The following is an 18337-nucleotide window of genomic DNA, read 5'->3' on the forward strand; positions in this document are numbered from 1 at the left end:
GGGGAAAATTCAATGGCAGAGCAAGGCTGGGCAATGAAAGGAGAGCTCGTACTCTCCTGTAATTGCACGGTTTTTTGCCCATGTGTGCTGTCGCTTGGCAGCCATCCGCCGACAGAGGGCTATTGCCAAACATGGGCGGGTTTTCGTATCGATGCCGGCCATTTCGGCGAGGTCGACCTGTCCGGTCTCAATCTCGGACTGGTCATGGAAATCCCCGGCTATATGAGCCGCGGCAACTGGACGGCGGGCCTGTTCATCGACAAGCGTGCGTCGGTCTACGCGGTGAAGGCGTTGACCAAAATCTTCACTGGCAACGCCGGCGGAACCACGTCGCTGCTGTCTATCCTTGTCGGCAAGTTCCTCGGCGTCGAGCAGGTGCCGATCACCTACGAGACGCGTGACAAGACCCGCATTTTCCAGATACCGAAGATCATCGACGGGGCGGTGACACCGATTCCCGGCAAGGATCGCGAGAAGGACACCGTGATCAGCAATTCGGAATACTGGATCGCGCCGGAGATCATCGTGGCCAGGTCCGACAAGAGCAAGATGCGTGCTTTCGGCCGCAACTGGAATTTCGCCGGCCGCTCGGCCGAAATCTGCAAGCTGGATTGGCGGGGCCCGTGAGCAAGAACACAACCGCCAGGAACGCCGCCAAAAAGATCACCGACCGGATTCCGAGGCCGAAGAAGAAGGTCACCTGGCCGCAGGCGCGTGCGTTCTCGGTGCATCTGCTCACCGCGTCGGGCTCGTTCCTGGCCTTCCTGTCGCTGGTGGCGGCAAGCGAGGAGCGCTGGACGGCTATGTTCTGGTGGCTAGGTCTGGCGCTGTTCGTCGACGGCATCGACGGCCCGATCGCCCGAAAACTCGAGGTCAAGGAGATCCTGCCGACCTGGTCGGGCGAACTCCTCGACAACATCATCGACTATGTCACCTATGTGCTGATCCCGGCCTTCGCGCTCTACCAGCGCGGCTTCATGGGGGAGCGGCTGTCGTTCCTGTCGGCGGCCATCATCGTCGTGTCCAGCGCCATCTATTATGCCGACACCGGCATGAAGACGAAGGAGAACTTCTTCAAAGGGTTTCCGGTGGTCTGGAACATGGTGGTGTTCACGCTGTTCGTCATCGAGCCAGGGCAATGGGTGTCCTTTGGCGTCGTCGTGGCGGCCGGCATCCTGACCTTCGTGCCGATCAATTTCATCCATCCGGTGCGGGTGGTGCGGCTGCGGCCAATCAATCTCGGCATGACGCTACTGTGGTGCGCTTTCGGCGCTCTGGCGCTGGCGCAGGCGGCCCTTGCCGCCTTCTACGACCAGATCGGCGTTCTGGGCGAACAGGTCAGTATCTTCACCAAGGTCGGCATTACCGTCACCGGGCTTTACCTCGCCTGCATCGGCGGTATCATGCAGTTCTTCCCAAAGCTCGGCGCCAAGCCGCCAACAAAAGCGACTGACAGCAAGAAAACCTGACCCCGCAGGAAAGCCCGAAAATGTCCAAAGCGATCCGTATCCACGCCCATGGCGGTCCGGAAGTCCTGACCTATGAGGATGCCGATCCGGGGCAGCCCGGCGCAGGGCAGATCCTGGTCAGGCACACGGCGATTGGCCTCAATTTCATCGATGTCTATCATCGCACCGGCCTCTATCCGCCACCCGGCGGCTTCCCGCTGATCCCGGGCGGCGAAGCGGCCGGCGTCGTGCTGGCGGTTGGCACTGGCGTCGACTGGCTGAAGCCGGGCGATCGCATCGCCTATGCCGTCAATGTCGGCGCCTATGCCGAACAGCGCGTCGTCGCCGCCGACCGCGTGGTCAAGGTGCCGGACGGCATCAGCGACGAGCAGGCCGCCGGCATGATGCTGAAAGGCATGACGGCGGAGTATCTCCTGCGTCGCACCTTCAAGGTGAAAGCGGGCGACACCATCCTGTTCCACGCCGCCGCCGGCGGCGTCGGCCTGATCCTGGGACAATGGGCGAAACATCTCTGCGCGACCGTCATCGGCACGGCAAGCTCGACCGACAAGATCGAACTCGCCAAGGCGCATGGCTTCGACCACGTCATCAACTACAAGGAGCAGGATTTCGTCGCCGGCGTCGCCGCAATCACCGGCGGCAAAAAATGCGACGTCGTCTACGATTCGGTCGGCAACGACACATTCCCCGCTTCGCTCGATTGTTTGCGGCCGCTCGGCATGTTCGTCGCGTTCGGCCAGTCCTCGGGGCCGATCCCGCCATTTTCAATGTCGCTCCTGGCGCAGAAGGGATCGCTGTTCGTCACCAGGCCGACGCTGTTCGTCTACAATGCAAAGCGCGAGGACCTCGAAGTTTCGGCTGCAGCACTCTTCGACGTGGTGCTGAGCGGCGCGGTCAAGATCCAGATCAACCAGCGCTATGCCCTGAAGGATGCCGGCAGGGCGCAGGCCGATCTCGAGGCCCGCAAGACGACGGGAACCACCATTCTGGTTCCCTAACGGGAATTTGCCCAGCTTTTCAGCGCTTTACCGAGGTGCCGGGCGCTGTTTGCACGAAAACCGGTCGGTCAGTTTGTTGTGCGAAGCAGGCTTATTTTTACCCCTTGAGTTTCCGCTGAAATTCTTGAAGCTCTTTCAAGGTGGGTGCTGCTTTCGCACGAGAGCAGCCAGCGCATACCATGCTTTCGGGAACACAGAACATATCCGGAAACCGGATGGGAGGCACTGTGAGTGCAGATCATGATGGAGCGAACCTGCTTGAGGTTCGTGGCCTGACCAAGATATTCGGCACGTTGACTGCGTGCGATCATATCGACCTCAACATCGCCAAAGGCGAGATCCACGCGCTGCTCGGCGAAAACGGCGCCGGCAAGTCGACGCTGGTCAAGATGCTGTTCGGCTCTCTGGAGCCGAATTCCGGCGAGATCTTCTGGAACGGCGAGGCGGTTCGTATCACCAGCCCGGGCTTGGCGAAGAAACTCGGCATCGGCATGGTGTTCCAGCACTTTTCGCTGTTCGAGGCACTGACCGCTGCCGAGAACATCGCGCTGTCGCTGGATGACGGTTCGCCGATCAGCTCGATCGCCGCCAAGGCGAGGGCGCTTTCCTTCAGCTACGGCCTGCCGCTCGATCCGGACTCGCTGGTCGGCGATCTCTCGGTCGGCGAACGCCAGCGCATCGAGATCATCCGCTGCCTGTTGCAGACGCCGCAGCTCATCATTCTCGACGAGCCGACCTCGGTGCTGACGCCGCAGGAAGCCGACAAACTGTTCGAGACGCTGGAACGCCTGCGCTCGGAGGGCAAATCCATCCTCTACATTTCGCACCGGCTGGAAGAGGTCAAACGCATCTGCGACCGCGCCACCGTGCTGCGTCACGGCAAGGTCGTCGGCCATTGCAATCCGCGCGAGGAAACCGCTTCGTCGCTGGCCCGCATGATGGTCGGCAACGAGGTGAAAGCCGTGGTGCGCGCGCCGGCCGAAGGCATCGAGACTGCCGCCCCGCTGCTCGAGATCCGCGCGCTTAGCCGCAAGCCGGCAACGCCGTTCTCGATCCCGCTGAAGAATATCAACCTCACTGTGCGCGCCGGCGAGGTGATCGGCATTGCCGGCGTCGCCGGCAACGGCCAGGGCGAGTTCTTCGAATCCGTTTCCGGCGAGGTACTGCAGCACGATGCTGCTTCGGTGCGCATTCGCGGCAAGGACGCCGGCGGCCTATCGATTACAGGCAGGCGGCTGATGGGTGCCGCTTTTGTGCCCGAAGAGCGTCTCGGCCATGGTGCGGCGCCGCGCATGAAGCTTTCGGAAAACCTGCTGCTGTCGCGCCACGCCACCGACGGCAAGGTTTTTGTCGGCACTGGCGGCGCAGTCAAAAGCGGTGCGGTCTATGCCGCCGCCCAACGCATCATCGTGGCGATGGACGTGCGCAAGAGCGCGCCCGATCCGGAAGCCGCAGCCCTTTCCGGCGGCAATCTGCAGAAATTCATCGTCGGCCGCGAGCTCGACCGCAGCCCGGCTGTCATGGTGGTCAACCAGCCGACATGGGGCGTCGACGCCGGTGCTGCCGCCCATATCCGCCAGGCGCTGATCGAACTTGCTCGCAGCGGCTCGGCGGTTCTGGTCATCAGCCAGGACCTCGATGAGCTGTTCGAGATTTCGGATGCGATCGCAGTCATGCACAATGGCGAGCTGTCGAAGCCGCTGCCGATTGCCGAGGCCACGTTCGAAAAGATTGGCCTTTTGATGGGCGGCGCCGAGCCCGGCCACGCCGAACACACGCTGGAGACGGCATGATGCGCCTCGAACTCGTCAAACGTCAGCAGCGCTCGATGCTGTTTTCGGCGCTGTCGCCCTTCATCGCCTTCGGCCTGACGATGATTGCCGGCGCGATTCTGTTCGCGCTGCTCGGCGTCAACCCGTTGACGGCATTCCGGATCTATTTCATCGAGCCGGTCAGCCAGGTCTGGCAGCTGCATGAGTTGGCGATCAAGGCCGCACCTTTGATCCTGATCGCGGTCGGCCTGTCGGTCTGCTACAAGGCCAACATCTGGAACATCGGCGCCGAAGGCCAGTTCATCCTCGGCGGCATCTTCGGCTCGGCCGTCCCGGTGCTGTTCCCTGGCTTCGAAGGCCCGCTTGTGCTGCCGCTGATGCTGGTGTTCGGCATGGTCGGCGGCGCTGCCTATGCAGCTATCCCGGCTCTGCTGAAGACGCGCTTCGGCACCAACGAGATCCTGACCAGCCTGATGCTGGTCTATGTCGCCCAGCTGTTCCTCGACTGGTTGGTGCGCGGTCCCTGGCGCGATCCGCAGGGCCACGGTTTCCCGCAGACGATCCAGTTCAACGACTCGGCCGTTTTGCCGGAGCTGATGCCGGATGCCGGCCGCGCCAATTGGGGTTTTGTCTTCGCGCTTGTCGCCGCCGTGCTGATCTGGGTGCTGATGAGCCGCCTGCTCAAGGGTTTTGAGGTCCGCGTGCTCGGCTCCAGCCCGCGGGCAGGGCGCTTCGCCGGCTTCGGCCTCAACCGCATGGTCTTCTTCGCCTTCTTGCTGTCAGGGGCGCTGGCGGGGCTTGCCGGCATCTCGGAAGTCTCCGGCGCCATCGGCCAGCTGCAGCCGGTGATTTCGCCCGGCTACGGCTTCACCGCCATCATCGTCGCCTTCCTTGGCCGGCTGAACCCACTCGGCATTGTTGCCGCCGGCCTAGTGCTGGCGCTGACCTATCTCGGCGGCGAGGCCGTGCAGAGCGCTCTCGGGATTTCCGACAAGGTGGCGCGCGTGTTCCAGGGCATGCTTTTGTTCTTCGTCCTCGGTTGCGACACCCTCATCCACTACCGCATTCGTCTCGTCGGCATGGCGCTGGCGAAGGGCGCTGCAAAACTCGATGCTGCGCCGAAGTTGAAGGAAGCCCGCTGATGGACATCACCGTCAACATCCTTTTGACCATCGCCACGGCGGCGACGCCGTTGCTGATCGCGGCCATCGGCGAACTGGTGGTCGAGCGCTCCGGCGTGCTCAACCTCGGCGTCGAAGGCATGATGATCATGGGCGCCGTCGGCGGCTTCGGCGCCGGCTATCTCACCGGATCGCCCTGGATCGGCCTGCTCGCGGCAATCGCCATGGGCGCAGTGTTCTCACTGCTGTTTGCGGTCATGACGCTGTCGCTCGCCACCAACCAGGTGGCGACGGGCCTGTCGCTGACGCTGCTTGGCCTCGGCCTGTCCGGCATGATGGGCACCAGTTTTGTCGGCCAGCCCGGCGAGCGGCTGCCAAATCTCTACGTTCCGGTCCTCACCGACATTCCTGTGGTCGGCAGGCTGCTGTTCGGCCAGGACCCGATCTTCTACATCTCGATCGCGCTCACCGCCGCTGTCATGTGGTTCCTGTTCAAGACCCGCACCGGGCTGACACTGCGCTCGATCGGCGACAGCCACACATCGGCGCATGCCCTCGGCATCAAGGTCATCCGCTACCGTTATCTCGCCGTCATCTTCGGCGGCGCCTGCGCCGGTCTTGCCGGCGGCCACCTGTCGCTGGTCTATACGCCGCAATGGGTGGAGAACATGACCGCCGGGCGCGGCTGGATCGCGCTGGCGCTGGTCGTGTTCGCCTCCTGGCGGCCGTGGCGGGTGCTGGCCGGTGCCTACATCTTCGGCGCGGTCTGGATCGGCCAGCTTCATGCACAGGCATTTGGCATTCCGGTGCCCTCGCAGCTGCTTTCTTCTCTGCCCTATCTGGCAACCGTCGTGGTTCTCGTTCTAATCTCGCGCAACAAGCGTCTGACGATGATGAACACGCCGGCTTCCTTGGGGCAGCCATTCGTTCCGGATCGTTGACAACAAAAACAAACGGGAAAGCTCCAAGGCTAAACTCAGAGAGGTAACACAATGAAAAAACTGCTTATTGCGTTGATGACCACGACCGCTGCCATGTCACTGGCGGCGTCGACACAGGCCGCCGACAAGCTGAAGGCGTGCTGGGTCTACACCGGCCCGATCGGCGATTTCGGCTATTCCTACCAGCACGACCAGGGCCGTCTCGAGGTGGAGAAGGCGCTCGGCGACAAGGTCGAGACCGCCTATCTCGAGAATGTCTCGGAAGGCCCCGATGCCGACCGCGCTTTCGAGCGTCTGGCCCGCGAAGGCTGCAAGATCATCTTCGGCACTTCCTTCGGCTTCATGGATCCCGAAGTGAAGGTCGCCAAGAAATTCCCGAAGGTGATGTTCGAGCACGCCACCGGCTACAAGACCGGTGACAATCTCGGAATCTACAATGCGCGCTTCTATGAAGGCCGCTATGTGCTCGGCCAGATCGCCGCCAAGGAATCGAAGGCAGGGGTTGCCGGCTACATTGTTTCCTTCCCGATCCCCGAAGTGGTGATGGGCATCAACTCCTTCATGCTCGGCGCCCAGTCGATCAACCCGAACTTCAAAGCCAAGATCGTTTGGGTGAACTCCTGGTTCGATCCGGGCAAGGAAGCAGATGCCGCCAAGGCGCTGTTCGATCAGGGCGCCGACATCGTCGTCCAGCACACCGATTCCACCGCTGCCTTGCAGGTGGCCGAGGAGCGCAAGCTGCACGGTTTCGGCCAGTCCTCCGACATGATCAAGTTCGCGCCGAACGCGCAGCTGACCTCGCTCACCGACGAATGGGGCCCGTACTACATCAGCCGCGTGCAGGCGGCGCTGGACGGCACCTGGAAGCCGGATAACGTCTGGCTTGGCATCAAGGACGGCGCCGTCAAGCTGGCGCCCTTCACCAACATGCCGGACGACGTGAAGGCAATGGCCGAGGCAACCACGAAGAAGATCTCCGAGGGATGGAACCCCTTCACCGGACCGATCGCCAAGCAGGACGGCACGCCATGGCTCAAGGACGGCGAGGTCGCAGACGACGGCACGCTGCTCGGCATGAATTTCTATGTGAAAGGCGTCGACGACAAGTTGCCGCAGTAAGCTCACGAAACGCAAAGCAAAAAGGGCGCCACATGGCGCCCTTTTTCATTCAGCGAGCTGTTGCGATATTGCCGCGAAACCGCGCCAGCGCGGCATCGAGCGCGCGGCTGAGCCAACTCTTGATCCTACGCTGGGTTGGCCGTTCGAAATACTTCCAGATCGCCCAGGAAATCAGAACCATGAGCGCGATACAGCCCAGGGCCGCAGCCCATTTGCCAGCTAAAGGTGCGGCGGCATTGATGGCGATATAGCCGATTTCCTGGTGCAGGAGATAAAGCGGATAGGTCAGCCCGCCCAGCGCCAGCGTCAGCGTGGACGGCACGACATAGCTGCGCAGCAGGATCGCGCCGATCAGCAGGGAATGCATGGCGACGTTGGCGATCACCAGATGCGGCTGCGAAACGGCAATGCCGTATTCGTTGATCATCCACTGCTGCGTCACCGACAACGTACTGCACGACAGAAGGAAGGCTGCACCAAGCAGCAGCAGGGCTGCCAAGGAGCGGCCATGTGCGTGGATATGGTGGACGAGCACGCCGGCGGCGAAGAAGGGGCCGAACTCGGTGATGAACAGCAGCCTTGCCGCACGGCTTTCGATGAAGAACTCGTTCGACGCCGAGATCGCCAGCCAGACGAAGATCAGCCCAAGCTTCCATTTCTGGAAAACGCCGCCGAGGAGCGCCAGCGTCACCCAGCCGTAGAAGACCAGCTCAAGCAGGATCGACCAGTAGACGCCGTCCATGAATGGCTGGCCGAGCGCCGGCGCAAACATCGACAGGTTGGCAGCGTATTGACCGAGAGAAGTTGAAAACAACGGTGCGCCGAAAGCCATGACGATGACGAAGGTGATCGTCATGCACAGGAGGTAGCCGGGGTAGAGGCGCACGAAACGTGCGATCGCAAACTCTTGCCAGAAGCGGCCTTCCGCCGACCAGGCAATGACGAAACCGCTGATCAGGAAGAACAGGTTGACGCCGAGATAGCCGTAGAGGGCGAACGGCGCCACGCTCGGATAGCCCTCGGCCAACGCGCCCTCGGCAGCCGCGCCGCGAAAGAAGTAATGGAAGAACACCACAGCCAACGCCGCCGCCAGCCTCAACAGGTCTAGCGTCGCGATATGATCCTGTCGGGCAGGTCTGGCATCCATGCGAAGTCTCGGCGTTTACGGCCCGGAAACCATAACGCAGATCTCGACGAAACAGGGTAAACAGCGGCAAATATCGCGAAATTTGGTAAATGGCGGCGGAAGCATCCGACGGGACACAATTGTCTGTGACACCGTTCCGTGACCCCCTTCACAGACGAAGTTGCTTTTTACTTGCATGCTCATCTTGCGGCCTGACGAAATCGGCCGACGTTACTAATTTGAGCAGGAGAATGTCTTATGCAATTGAGCAAAAAACTCTTAGCCATTATCGGTAAACGCATTCCAGCCATTTATGACGTCATCCCGCGCGGACCACAGGGGCGGCTGGCGCAAATCGCACTCAATCCTCAGCCGCTCCCGCCTCACGAACTGGGCGCCGCGATCGCGGACGAATTCGTCCGATCCGCCTGGTCCGCCGAGCGAGGCGGGCTCGATAGCAAGGCGTTGATGAGCGACCTCGACGATTGGTGCCCGACGCGACCGAAGATACCGAAGCTGCCCCCGTGGTGGCCGCCGATTCCGGAACCCGAGCCGCATCCCGAATGGTTCGTAGACTATCATCTGGGATTTGCTGCACGGTTGTCCGTGGTCGCGGCCGGCTCGGCGGGCACGCGGCTGGACAAGACCCTCAATCAGGCGATCGATCGGTCGCTGGCCGCAATGGAATCGGTCAAGCTCTGAAGAAAACGCAACACCGCCTTACCAGGGTGTGCCAAAATCCGAGGGCGCCGAGAGGCGCCCTTTCGGCGGTTTTCTAGACCGCTGAACCGTAAAGATCGTAGGCGTCGGCGCGGTCGATCTTGACGGTGACGATGTCGCCTTGGCGCAGCGGACGGCGCGACTGGATGTGCACCGAACCGTCGATCTCGGGCGCGTCGTATTTGGTGCGGCCCTTGGCCGAGGTGCCATGCGCCTCGTCGATCAACACCGGCAGGCGCTTGCCGACCTTCTTGGCCAGCTGCGTCGCCGAAATCTTCTGCTGGCGCTGCATGAAGCGGTGCCAGCGCGCTTCCTTGATCTCCTGCGGCACCTGTTCGAGGCCGAGATCATTGGAGCGGGCGCCCCGGACCGGCTCGTATTTGAAGCAGCCGGCGCGATCGATCTTGGCTTCGTCCAGCCAGTCGAGCAGCATCTCGAAATCCTCGTCGGTCTCGCCGGGAAAGCCGACAATGAAGGTCGAGCGTATCGCGAGGTCCGGGCACACGTCGCGCCAGCCGCGGATGCGCTCCAGCGTCTTTTCGCCATGCGCGGGCCGGCGCATGTTCTTCAAGACCTGCGGCGAGGCGTGCTGGAACGGGATGTCGAGATAGGGAAGGATCTTGCCCTCCGCCATCAGCGGGATGACGTCGGCGACATGCGGGTAGGGGTAGACATAGTGCATGCGCACCCAGATGCCGAGCTTGCCCAGTTCCTCCGACAGGTCGAGGAATTTCGCCCGCACCTCGCGGTCGCCGAACATTGACGTCTGATACTTGATGTCGATGCCGTAGGCGCTGGTGTCCTGCGAGATGACGAGCAGTTCCTTGACGCCGGCCTTGGCCAGTTTCTCGGCCTCGCGCAGCACGTCGGCCGCCGGCCGCGAAACGAGGTCGCCGCGCAATGCCGGAATGATGCAGAAGGTGCAGCGGTTGTTGCAGCCTTCGGAAATCTTCAGATAGGCGTAGTGGCGCGGCGTCAGCTTCACGCCCTGCGGCGGCAACAGGTCGATATAGGGATCGTGGCTCGGGGGTGCGGCCTCATGCACCGCCGCCATCACGCTTTCATAGGCCTGCGGTCCGGTGATGGCGAGCACATTGGGGTGCTTTTCGCGGATGACATCCGGCTCGGCGCCAAGGCAGCCGGTGACGATGACCCTACCGTTTTCCGAAAGCGCCGAACCGATGGCATTGAGCGACTCGTCGCGCGCCGAATCGAGGAACCCGCAGGTGTTGACGACGACAAGGTCGGCGCCGTCATGCTTGCGCGCGATCTCATAGCCTTCGGCGCGCAGGCGCGTGATGATGCGCTCGGAATCCACAAGGGCCTTCGGGCATCCAAGGCTGACGAAACTGACGCGAGGGGCAGACATGAAACAACTTCCGGGTTTTTCGGGATCGGCGGCCAGTACCACACTTATTGCGGCATTGGTATGGGCAGCGACTGCGGCGAACGCGACCTCCAGCTGACAACTCGGCAGTAACAGAAGCTATACGACCGGCAGCGTCAGCTCACCGCAGGACTGACATGCGGCCAGACCTCGACCACGCCGCGATAGACCATGTCGAGCGCGACATAGAGGATGATCAGCAGGCCGATATAGGCGATCCAGCGGTACCGATGCAGCAGCCTGGCAATGAAGCTCGCGGCAAGGCCCATCAGCGCAATCGACAGCACGAGGCCGATGACCAGAACCGGGAAATGATCGCGCGCCGCACCGGCGACCGCCAGCACATTGTCGAGCGACATCGAGACATCGGCGACGACGATCTGCAGCGCTGCCTGGCCGAGCGTCTTGCGCGCCTTGCCGGTCGCAACCGTCTTGTCGCCGTCGAGATCGGCATTGGCCAGCGCCTCGGTCGCCTCCTGCTCGTCGGCATGGGACGTCCGCAGCTCGCGCCACATCTTCCAGCACACCCATAACAAAAGGATGCCGCCGGCCAGCAGCAGGCCGACGATTGCCAACAGCTTGACGGTGACGGCGGCAAACAGGATGCGCAGCACTGTTGCCGCCAGGACGCCGATGAGGATGGCCTTCTTGCGCTGCTCGACCGGCAGGCCGGCTGCAGCCAAACCGATGACGATGGCGTTGTCACCGGCAAGCACCAGATCGATGGCGATGACCTGGAGGAGGGCTGTCATGCTTGCGGCGCTGAAAATGTCCATCGACCGGAGGCCCCTTTTTGTTCGCCGCGTGTTCGTCGTCGGATATGGCGACGCCCTAACGTGTATGCTTCCCACGCGTCAAGAGAACGCTACGGGCAAGGCCAAAAAACCACAGGGATAGCGAAAGCTCGTTCTGCCAGAGAGAATTCTGGTTTTGGAAAATTCAGTCGTAGAGATTGTATTTCGCCCAGTCGGCTTCCGGGATCTCGTCACCGATGCGGTAACGGAACTGCAGGACCTCCATATGGTCCGGCGCCGTCTCGCATTTGAACTTCAACCGGTACCATTGCCCCTTGCTGCGGAAGGCAGCGCCCGGGCTGCGGATGGCATCGGCTTTCATTTCCGGCGTCGCAAAGGCGTAGGCGACGACGCGGTCGGCCTTGTACTTGTGGTCGTCATGGCTGATGCGGTCGAGAACCTCTGCGTCGCATCGCTGTTCCAGCCGGGTCTGCGGATCGAGTTTCAGCAGGCCGGCGCGCAAAGCGGCGTCCATCGCATGGGCAGGCCAGGCCAGCGTCAGGGACGCCAGGGCCGCAAGGAATAGTTTTTTCATGGGCGGGAGAACCAGCATATTTCGGTTCAAAAATCAACCGGAGTGCCGACCCGGCCACGTCCAGCCGGACTGGCAATTGAAACCAGAAACGGCGCAACGGTGCGACGTTGAAGGCGTAATCTTCCGGCTGGAGCTGCGAGAACCAAGACAAAACGGCATCGCGTTACGGCCCTCGCGCAGACAGCCAGACAGACAGCAGTCCGGTGAGCGAGCCGATGATCCCGATGATCACGCCAGCCCAGGTAACATTTGGCGACATCACTCACTTCGCCAGCGCAGCACGCGCGGCGCATCCAATCGAGTTCGCCATTCTGAACGACATTTGCCGAGAGCGATTCCGGCCACAGCCCTAAACACCGCTATTATTGATCCGCTCTATCCCGTATATTTGACAGGATGGGTCGGGAGGGGCGTACGTGACAGCAATCCGTGCAGCATTGGTTGATGCTGTTGTTGCAGCCTTTCCGGTTGCGCTGGTTTATTTCAGTGGCTGGGCTTATCTGACATCATACCTAGGCGAATTCGGCATCGATGCGACCCAGATTGACATCAGTTTTACAACAGTTCTGGTTTATGCATTCGTTCCGCTACAATCTTCCAAAGTTTTGTGGATGATCGTAGCGGTGGTCGCCTCAGGTTTCGCGGCTTTCCTTATTGAGTTGCATTCAGACGACAAATCAAAAACCGGGCAGACGTGGGCATCCTTGTTTGTGGTTTTAACATTGATACTGTTGGTGTTCTTGCTATTCGTCATTAAGAATGCGGCGAGTACGGCAGGGCAGGAGATGGCTCACGGTGTGTGGAGAGGAAAGAAATCACAGAGTGCGATGACGCTAGTCGCGTCGAAGCCGGAGGACGACGCGAGCGTTCTCTACGAAGTCTGTCGGAAGGGGAGGCGATTGCGGCAGATTATTGGCCTACCTGACCAGATGTTTTTGATGTGTCGAAGCGAGGTTGATCCATGCAATCGGGGCACCTTGTTTGCGGTGAGCAAAGATGGTCGCATTGTCTATACAGCTGATAAGATTAGGGAAGATATCGATGTTATCAAGACGGTCTGCACTAATTAGTTTCATGTTTGCCGCAATTGTAGCCACGCCTGCACAATCGCAGGACCAAAGCGATGTCCTCAAAATGCTGTTGCTTGTTAAGAGCGCCGGACCTTACGAGATCAAAGGCGAAAGCGGAGTGATCGGGATGGTCGTAGCCAGAACTGGGAATCTGGTGACGTTCAAACCCTGCACGGGCGACTCGTTCGAGCTCGATAAGAGTAAGCTAATCTCTACAAACAACAAATGTGCCAATAGCCCATCGTCCGATGAAAATCCCCTCATTGCTAGCTGCGACACTGTACAAAAAGGCTGGGATGTCGCGCTATATGCGCAAGCAGTTAAGGATGACGGTCCGATTGGGACGACCTTTTTTCAAAAGCCTGGAGAGATGGTGTTGGCGTCTGCCACGCCCGATCCTAAGAAACTGGCCGCGACAGTCGATAGTGCAATGGAGTTGAAGGATTGTGGACCGACGCTTGGTTTTGTGGGTTTCGATAAGGACGGGCTTGCAAAGGTCAGCCTAATTCCATCAACCCAAGCGATCCAGCTAGATGATACGAAATAGCTGCTTGCCAGCCCTAATTGCCATCGCCCGGATTTGACGGATGGTTTCAGCATCGAGCCTACTAGGCGCGGCCGGCGAACATCATGTGATGTCGCAGCTTTTACGTCGTGGTTTCATAGCCGCATTGGCGCCTGACACCTGATTCACCCTTGGTTGTGTAGGCATTGTTCCAGTGGGCCTGTCGGTCGAGCAAGGTTCCGGTCATCGGCTATTTCTGCGCCTTCCAACGTGCGTACCCTGCGGGCGTTTAAACAAGCCGATCGGACGCCTTTCCACATTCCGACCGCGTCCAGCCAACCTGGCAATTGAAACCGAAAACAGCGCGCAACGGTGCGACGTTGAAGACGTAATCTTCCGGATGGAGCTGCGAGAACCAAGACAAAACAGCATCGCGTTACGGCCCTCGCACAGACAGCCAGACAGACAGCAGTCCGGTAAGCGAGCCGATGATCCCGATGATCACGCCAGCCCACGTAATGGCGGATTCACGCCGGTCTCTGCGCTCCAGCCGGATCGCTTTTCGAACTTCGGAATAACCGATCGTCGTCAGGTGCCAGGTGTGCAGCTGGCGCGACCGTTCCCAAATGGAGCTGGTCTCGCTCGGGTATTCATAAGGAACGTCAAGGCTATTCGCTTTGCGCAGGAGCCTCCGCGTCTTGATCGCCTCGATCGCGTCAACGTGTAACGACGTTTCCCAGTGACGACCGTTTTCAGCATTCTCGCGGTCGTTGGCCGTTTTGGCCTTTGCCAATTCGACATCGTAAGCGCGGTCGATGCGCCTGATAGCGCGCCGGCTTCGGGCGATTTCCACTGCCTCTTTGATCCGGAGTGGCATCCACATGGTTTGCCTCCTTGGAAGTTGTCAGCGTGAACTTTCTCGATAGGCGCCGCTCGAAGCTCTCGCCGGCAAGGTGGTTGGCGGAGGGAGTGGGATTCGAACCCACGGTGGGCTTGCACCCACGCCGGTTTTCAAGACCGGTGCCTTAAACCGCTCGGCCATCCCTCCGTCGTGATTTTTCAATCACTTAGGATCATCGCTGTCGGTCGATTTTGAGCGGCTGGCACCGGATTGGCACCGAAGGCGTTCCCGACCGGTTCGCGCTTCATTCCTGTAAAGCGGCATTGAGGGCCGCGTCAACCACCGCGGCGGCGCCTTCCTGCTGTCCTGGCAGCAAGTGCGCATAAATGTTCAGCGTGACCGACGGGTTCGCATGGCCAGCGCGTGCTGAGACGACATGCACAGGAACACCGCTGCGCAACAGGTGCGTGATGTGGGTATGCCGAAGGCCATGGAACGTCACCTGTGGAACGCCTGCGGTTTCCGCTTCTCGAGCGAACTCTTTCGAGAATGGGCGAGGGGTCCGAATGCGGCCGTCCCATGTCGGGAAAGCCAGATCCTTCTCATCCTTGCCCATGCCAAGCTTCAAGCGATGTTCTGCCAGTTCCTTGCGATGGCGACGGAGCTCGACCACCAGTCGCGCGGGCAGGGCGATTGTGCGGCGACTGCGGTCGGTCTTTGGCTCCTTGATGGCAAGGCCGGCCTTGGTCTCCTCGACCACTTGAACAACCTGCAGCGTGGCGCGATCGAGATCGATATCCTTCCACCGCAACGCCAGCACTTCGCCACGGCGCATTCCGGTTGACGCAGCCATCAGAACCGGCATGTAGATCGATCGGCCTTTGAGGTGGGCCAGGAGGGCCTTCAACTCGGCATCGTCCAGCACCTGGATTTCCTCGCGGCGCACCTTGGGCGTTGTCTGGACGGCTTCCATGGGCGATTGGCGCAGCTTCCTCGCCTTCACTGCCGATGAAAGGATCTGGGAAAGCAGCCGATGAACATGCTGGATGGTTTGCGGGGCCAAGCCACCCTTGCCATCGCGCCGGCCGGCAGTGCGCAGATGCTCATAGAACTGATCAATCCGCGTGCCGTCGAGTTTCTGCAGACCAACGGCGCCGATCTGCGGGATAATGTGCTGCTCGACAATCTCGCCATAGCGCTCCAGCGTCTTCGCTGACGTCTTGGACGGGGCGATCGCCTTCAACCAGTGCCGCGCATATTCGGCAACCGTGGACATTGACCGCTCTACGAACGTGCCTTCATCAATCTGAGTGAGGCGCTTGGAAAGCTCCGCCTCGGCCTCTTTCTTCGTGCCACGAACGGTCGCGAACTGCGTCAGCCGCTTCCCGGTGACCGGATCAGTTCCGAGATCGAACTTCAGGCGCCACGAGGCTTTCCCACGCCGCGTGATGTTACCGCGCATTGTCGTCGTCCTCCCCGAACTTGGCCTTGATCTCGATCCTCCCGGCGCTGGCCAGGTGGTTGATGAACCGGGCTTTCAGCGATTCTATGTATTGGGCCATGTCATCAATGCTGGATCCCGGCATGCTGGCCACGTCTTTGATGAGACTGTCGACAACATCGAAGGTTCCTTTCAGCCGACAGTCTGGATCGGCCATCCATTCCTTGTCGGACCATTCGGCGTGTCCTTTTTGCGCGGCACAAAATTGGCCTTCCTGAGCAAACCGGCCGGCTTTCATGATCGCCCAGAAACGCATTTCGGGGCTTGTGAATAGGCGCTCATCGCTGAATGACCGCTCAAGGCGATATTCGGCTTCTTGACTCTGAGACCGGCCATTTTCGGCGGCAGCACGATCAAGGCGCTCTTTCATGTCGGCAGTTACGCGGAGACCGAGCGAAACCCGCTCGCCTGGCGTCGGCGCTTTTGTGGGACGTCCACGCTTTTTCTCGGTTGTCATACTCGCTCGTCCTTTACTGTACCTATTTTCTATATGGGTACAGAAAAGGCTTGTAAAGGAGTCGCAAGGTTAATATTTTCTGCACGGGCACAGAAAAGGAGGCCCTGCGCATGAACGAGGAACAACAGACACGCGGCACCATCACCATCATTGAGGCCGCCCGTCGGCTGGGGATCGGCCGCAACCAAGCCTATGAAGCGGCGCACCGCGGCGAGATCCCGAGCATCAAGATCGGCAAGCGGCTGCTCGTCCCAAAGGCTGCGCTTGAAAAGATGTTGAGCGGGGAGGCCGCGGCATGAACAAGGGCCAGCAACATAGGATGCTGGTCGACGGCATCCTCAACACTCCGCAGCCTCTGAGAGGCAAGGGTGTAGAACCACTTATGCGGTACCTGGCCAAGATCGCGCCGCACGCAAATGGCGACGACCTCGGCAGGGCGATGGAAGATGCGGCCGGGATCATGGAGGATCGCGCCAAGGACTACCAGGCCGAGACCGATCTGATTTCCACACGCTACCTGCCTCTGTTTGAGGGAATGCCGGCTGATACTCCATTGATCGAGGCCGCTCGTCACAAGGCCATCTGTGGCGATCCACTCGGCATCGACGTTCTCAAAGAATTGGGGGAATCGTTATGAGCGCTGCTTTGACCCCTCCAGAACATTCGCATTCGGCCGCGATCGACCAAGCTGCCCAGTGGCTCGCCACCACGCCACCACGCCAGCGACCGGCGCCGCTCGTGCCTGCCATGCGGGAAATGTTCAATCTAACCCCGGTCGAAACTTGTGAGGCGATCCGGCAAAGCCATCTGATCAAAGCGAGGGCCGGATGAGCCGATATCGCAAGATCGACGTGCGGATCTGGAACGACGCGAAATTCCAGTCTCTAGACGATAAGGGCAAGCTGGCGTTTTTCATGTTGCTGACCCATCCAGGCATGACACCGTTGGGGGCCATGCGGGCAACTCCATCTGGTCTTGCGGAGGAACTCGGATGGAAGGTGGAAGACTTCCGGGAAGCATTCGCGAAGATATGCGGGAAGGGTATGGCAAAGCATGACGAAAGAGTTCACCTGATCGCCTTGCCCAACTTCATCAAGTACAACCCGCCGGTCTCGCCGAACGTCGTTCGTGCATGGGAGTCCAGCCTCGATATGCTCCCCGAGTGCGACCTGAAAAACGAGGTAATTCAAATAGGTAAAGCCTTTGCGGAAGGCATGTCGAAAGGCTTCGGCAAAGCCTTACCGGAAGGCTTCCGCAAAGGTGTGTCGAAGACTTTGCCTATACAGGAGCAGGAGCAGGAACAGGAACAGGACTTTCAAAGAGGCTCTGACGGGGAAGGACTAGTGCCTGCGCCCGCGCGAGAGACCTTCACCGATGAGCTTCCGCTCGACCCCCCGGCCTCTGTCGACGACGCTAGGGCATGGCTCGAGCGCGAAGGCGTTCCTGCCGAAAAGATCGAAGGCGCAGCCCATCTGGCAATGCGCGGAAAACTGCTGAGGTCCCAGGTTCTAAAGTTGAAGGACCGGGCAGCATGACGTCGCTACATCTGAGGGTCGGTGAGCCTATCGTTGGATTCCGACCTTACGGGCCCGCGGTAGCGCACCGGAGGCGCCGCGCCGATCAGGTCGCGAAGTGGCGGCTGCTCAACCTGGCGCACGTCCACGTCGTCGACCGACTTTCGCACAAGCCAGGTTGGAAGGAGTGAGTATCGATTTGAGGTGCTCCATCACAGCCCGTCGTGCCTAGTGTCGCTTGTCCGTAGCCGCATGGAGCAAATCCGCCAGCGCTTCCTCGACCTTGTCCGCCGCAGCCGCGGTCATATCCATGTGGAACAGCACTCGGTGCGTCAGCATCGCGATCTTGGCATCGCGAAACAACTTGGTGTGCCTGAGCGGCGCGGTGTCGAAATCTCCAACCAGCATGAGAGGGAAACATCTGCGCTGCTCGTTGGTTCCGACGCAACCCCGGCGGGGCGGTGCCG

Annotated in this window: 21 protein-coding genes and 1 tRNA gene; 13 read left to right on the forward strand and 9 right to left on the reverse strand. The window is 60.5% G+C overall.

The window, feature by feature from the left end; all coding sequences use genetic code 11:
* Nucleotides 1–12 precede the first annotated feature (12 nt).
* The 7 genes from ACYHH6_RS22515 to ACYHH6_RS22545 all read left to right on the forward strand — a co-directional run bounded on the left by ACYHH6_RS22515 (nt 13) and on the right by ACYHH6_RS22545 (nt 7420).
* Complete coding sequence (locus tag ACYHH6_RS22515; protein WP_352586090.1) at nt 13–627, forward strand: DUF1326 domain-containing protein; 615 nt, start codon at nt 13–15, stop codon at nt 625–627.
* Nucleotides 624–1469 carry a phosphatidylcholine synthase gene (gene pcsA / locus ACYHH6_RS22520; protein WP_112561735.1) on the forward strand — a complete coding sequence of 282 codons (846 nt, stop codon included), beginning with the start codon at nt 624–626 and terminating at the stop codon, nt 1467–1469. The genes ACYHH6_RS22515 and pcsA overlap by 4 nt, the downstream gene beginning before the upstream one ends.
* Before the next feature lie 20 nt (nt 1470–1489).
* Entirely contained in the window at nt 1490–2467 is a 978-nt protein-coding gene (locus ACYHH6_RS22525; RefSeq protein WP_352586089.1) for a quinone oxidoreductase family protein, read from the forward strand.
* A gap of 215 nt (nt 2468–2682) precedes the next feature.
* Nucleotides 2683–4260, forward strand: coding sequence for an ABC transporter ATP-binding protein (locus tag ACYHH6_RS22530; protein ID WP_352586088.1), 1578 nt, complete (start codon nt 2683–2685; stop codon nt 4258–4260).
* Nucleotides 4257–5381 carry an ABC transporter permease gene (locus tag ACYHH6_RS22535; RefSeq protein ID WP_352586087.1) on the forward strand — a complete coding sequence of 375 codons (1125 nt, stop codon included), beginning with the start codon at nt 4257–4259 and terminating at the stop codon, nt 5379–5381. The genes ACYHH6_RS22530 and ACYHH6_RS22535 overlap by 4 nt, the downstream gene beginning before the upstream one ends.
* Entirely contained in the window at nt 5381–6301 is a 921-nt protein-coding gene (locus ACYHH6_RS22540) for an ABC transporter permease (protein ID WP_112561738.1), read from the forward strand. Before ACYHH6_RS22535 ends, ACYHH6_RS22540 begins: the two co-directional genes overlap by 1 nt.
* 51 nt (nt 6302–6352) lie before the next feature.
* A complete protein-coding gene (locus ACYHH6_RS22545) occupies nt 6353–7420 on the forward strand; it encodes a BMP family ABC transporter substrate-binding protein (RefSeq protein ID WP_352586086.1) in 1068 nt (355 codons plus the stop codon).
* Nucleotides 7421–7469: 49 nt separating this feature from the next.
* Here the strand turns inward: ACYHH6_RS22545 and ACYHH6_RS22550 are convergent, their stop codons facing one another.
* A complete protein-coding gene (locus tag ACYHH6_RS22550) occupies nt 7470–8567 on the reverse strand; it encodes an acyltransferase family protein (protein ID WP_352586085.1) in 1098 nt (365 codons plus the stop codon).
* Nucleotides 8568–8804: 237 nt separating this feature from the next.
* Here ACYHH6_RS22550 and ACYHH6_RS22555 point away from each other — a divergent pair, with 237 nt between their 5' ends.
* Entirely contained in the window at nt 8805–9248 is a 444-nt protein-coding gene (locus ACYHH6_RS22555) for a hypothetical protein (protein WP_112561741.1), read from the forward strand.
* Between the two features lie 73 nt (nt 9249–9321).
* Here ACYHH6_RS22555 and rimO read toward each other — a convergent pair whose 3' ends face one another.
* From rimO to ACYHH6_RS22570, 3 genes are all read right to left on the reverse strand, one after another.
* A complete protein-coding gene (gene rimO, locus ACYHH6_RS22560) occupies nt 9322–10635 on the reverse strand; it encodes a 30S ribosomal protein S12 methylthiotransferase RimO (protein WP_096445932.1) in 1314 nt (437 codons plus the stop codon).
* A 134-nt stretch (nt 10636–10769) separates the two neighbouring features.
* Nucleotides 10770–11429, reverse strand: coding sequence for a TerC family protein (locus tag ACYHH6_RS22565; RefSeq protein ID WP_352586084.1), 660 nt, complete (start codon nt 11427–11429; stop codon nt 10770–10772).
* A gap of 163 nt (nt 11430–11592) precedes the next feature.
* The gene (locus ACYHH6_RS22570; protein WP_192254106.1) at nt 11593–12000 is read right to left on the reverse strand and encodes a DUF930 domain-containing protein; all 408 of its coding nucleotides are present in this window, start codon (nt 11998–12000) and stop codon (nt 11593–11595) included.
* Between the two features lie 398 nt (nt 12001–12398).
* Here ACYHH6_RS22570 and ACYHH6_RS22575 point away from each other — a divergent pair, with 398 nt between their 5' ends.
* On the forward strand, nt 12399–13052 hold the full coding sequence (locus ACYHH6_RS22575) for a hypothetical protein (protein ID WP_352586083.1): 654 nt from the start codon (nt 12399–12401) through the stop codon (nt 13050–13052).
* A gap of 4 nt (nt 13053–13056) precedes the next feature.
* Nucleotides 13057–13599, forward strand: coding sequence for a hypothetical protein (locus ACYHH6_RS22580; RefSeq protein ID WP_352586082.1), 543 nt, complete (start codon nt 13057–13059; stop codon nt 13597–13599).
* Between the two features lie 394 nt (nt 13600–13993).
* Here ACYHH6_RS22580 and ACYHH6_RS22585 read toward each other — a convergent pair whose 3' ends face one another.
* From ACYHH6_RS22585 to ACYHH6_RS22600, 4 genes are all read right to left on the reverse strand, one after another.
* Complete coding sequence (locus ACYHH6_RS22585) at nt 13994–14440, reverse strand: hypothetical protein (protein WP_352586081.1); 447 nt, start codon at nt 14438–14440, stop codon at nt 13994–13996.
* A gap of 75 nt (nt 14441–14515) precedes the next feature.
* Nucleotides 14516–14605, reverse strand: a tRNA-Ser gene (locus tag ACYHH6_RS22590).
* A 97-nt stretch (nt 14606–14702) separates the two neighbouring features.
* Nucleotides 14703–15860 carry a tyrosine-type recombinase/integrase gene (locus tag ACYHH6_RS22595; RefSeq protein ID WP_352586080.1) on the reverse strand — a complete coding sequence of 386 codons (1158 nt, stop codon included), beginning with the start codon at nt 15858–15860 and terminating at the stop codon, nt 14703–14705.
* Entirely contained in the window at nt 15850–16356 is a 507-nt protein-coding gene (locus tag ACYHH6_RS22600) for a hypothetical protein (protein ID WP_352586079.1), read from the reverse strand. The genes ACYHH6_RS22595 and ACYHH6_RS22600 overlap by 11 nt, the downstream gene beginning before the upstream one ends.
* Before the next feature lie 110 nt (nt 16357–16466).
* Here ACYHH6_RS22600 and ACYHH6_RS22605 point away from each other — a divergent pair, with 110 nt between their 5' ends.
* From ACYHH6_RS22605 to ACYHH6_RS22615, 3 genes are all read left to right on the forward strand, one after another.
* Nucleotides 16467–16655: a helix-turn-helix domain-containing protein gene (locus ACYHH6_RS22605; protein WP_352586078.1), complete on the forward strand. Its 189-nt coding sequence runs from the start codon at nt 16467–16469 to the stop codon at nt 16653–16655.
* Nucleotides 16652–16993, forward strand: coding sequence for a hypothetical protein (locus ACYHH6_RS22610; protein ID WP_352586077.1), 342 nt, complete (start codon nt 16652–16654; stop codon nt 16991–16993). Before ACYHH6_RS22605 ends, ACYHH6_RS22610 begins: the two co-directional genes overlap by 4 nt.
* A 190-nt stretch (nt 16994–17183) precedes the next feature.
* Nucleotides 17184–17891 (forward strand): hypothetical protein, encoded by a 708-nt coding sequence (locus ACYHH6_RS22615; RefSeq protein ID WP_352586075.1) that lies wholly within the window; start codon nt 17184–17186, stop codon nt 17889–17891.
* Between the two features lie 207 nt (nt 17892–18098).
* Here ACYHH6_RS22615 and ACYHH6_RS22620 read toward each other — a convergent pair whose 3' ends face one another.
* Nucleotides 18099–18278, reverse strand: coding sequence for a hypothetical protein (locus ACYHH6_RS22620; RefSeq protein WP_352586074.1), 180 nt, complete (start codon nt 18276–18278; stop codon nt 18099–18101).
* Nucleotides 18279–18337 lie beyond the last annotated feature (59 nt).

This window comes from Mesorhizobium sp. P171375, assembly GCF_057786075.1.

Bases quoted from the DNA above. Each gene is read 5' to 3' on its own strand.
- ACYHH6_RS22605 (WP_352586078.1), top strand. From the start codon at position 16,467: ATGAACGAGGAACAACAGACACGCGGCACCATCACCATCATTGAGGCC.
- ACYHH6_RS22620 (WP_352586074.1), bottom strand. From the start codon at position 18,278: ATGCTGGTTGGAGATTTCGACACCGCGCCGCTCAGGCACACCAAGTTG.
- ACYHH6_RS22540 (WP_112561738.1), top strand. From the start codon at position 5,381: ATGGACATCACCGTCAACATCCTTTTGACCATCGCCACGGCGGCGACG.
- ACYHH6_RS22585 (WP_352586081.1), bottom strand. From the start codon at position 14,440: ATGTGGATGCCACTCCGGATCAAAGAGGCAGTGGAAATCGCCCGAAGC.
- ACYHH6_RS22545 (WP_352586086.1), top strand. From the start codon at position 6,353: ATGAAAAAACTGCTTATTGCGTTGATGACCACGACCGCTGCCATGTCA.
- rimO (WP_096445932.1), bottom strand. From the start codon at position 10,635: ATGTCTGCCCCTCGCGTCAGTTTCGTCAGCCTTGGATGCCCGAAGGCC.
- ACYHH6_RS22535 (WP_352586087.1), top strand. From the start codon at position 4,257: ATGATGCGCCTCGAACTCGTCAAACGTCAGCAGCGCTCGATGCTGTTT.
- ACYHH6_RS22570 (WP_192254106.1), bottom strand. From the start codon at position 12,000: ATGCTGGTTCTCCCGCCCATGAAAAAACTATTCCTTGCGGCCCTGGCG.
- ACYHH6_RS22550 (WP_352586085.1), bottom strand. From the start codon at position 8,567: ATGGATGCCAGACCTGCCCGACAGGATCATATCGCGACGCTAGACCTG.
- ACYHH6_RS22580 (WP_352586082.1), top strand. From the start codon at position 13,057: ATGTTTGCCGCAATTGTAGCCACGCCTGCACAATCGCAGGACCAAAGC.
- ACYHH6_RS22615 (WP_352586075.1), top strand. From the start codon at position 17,184: ATGAGCCGATATCGCAAGATCGACGTGCGGATCTGGAACGACGCGAAA.
- ACYHH6_RS22555 (WP_112561741.1), top strand. From the start codon at position 8,805: ATGCAATTGAGCAAAAAACTCTTAGCCATTATCGGTAAACGCATTCCA.
- ACYHH6_RS22530 (WP_352586088.1), top strand. From the start codon at position 2,683: ATGGGAGGCACTGTGAGTGCAGATCATGATGGAGCGAACCTGCTTGAG.
- ACYHH6_RS22595 (WP_352586080.1), bottom strand. From the start codon at position 15,860: ATGCGCGGTAACATCACGCGGCGTGGGAAAGCCTCGTGGCGCCTGAAG.
- ACYHH6_RS22610 (WP_352586077.1), top strand. From the start codon at position 16,652: ATGAACAAGGGCCAGCAACATAGGATGCTGGTCGACGGCATCCTCAAC.
- ACYHH6_RS22600 (WP_352586079.1), bottom strand. From the start codon at position 16,356: ATGACAACCGAGAAAAAGCGTGGACGTCCCACAAAAGCGCCGACGCCA.
- ACYHH6_RS22525 (WP_352586089.1), top strand. From the start codon at position 1,490: ATGTCCAAAGCGATCCGTATCCACGCCCATGGCGGTCCGGAAGTCCTG.
- ACYHH6_RS22515 (WP_352586090.1), top strand. From the start codon at position 13: ATGGCAGAGCAAGGCTGGGCAATGAAAGGAGAGCTCGTACTCTCCTGT.
- ACYHH6_RS22565 (WP_352586084.1), bottom strand. From the start codon at position 11,429: ATGGACATTTTCAGCGCCGCAAGCATGACAGCCCTCCTCCAGGTCATC.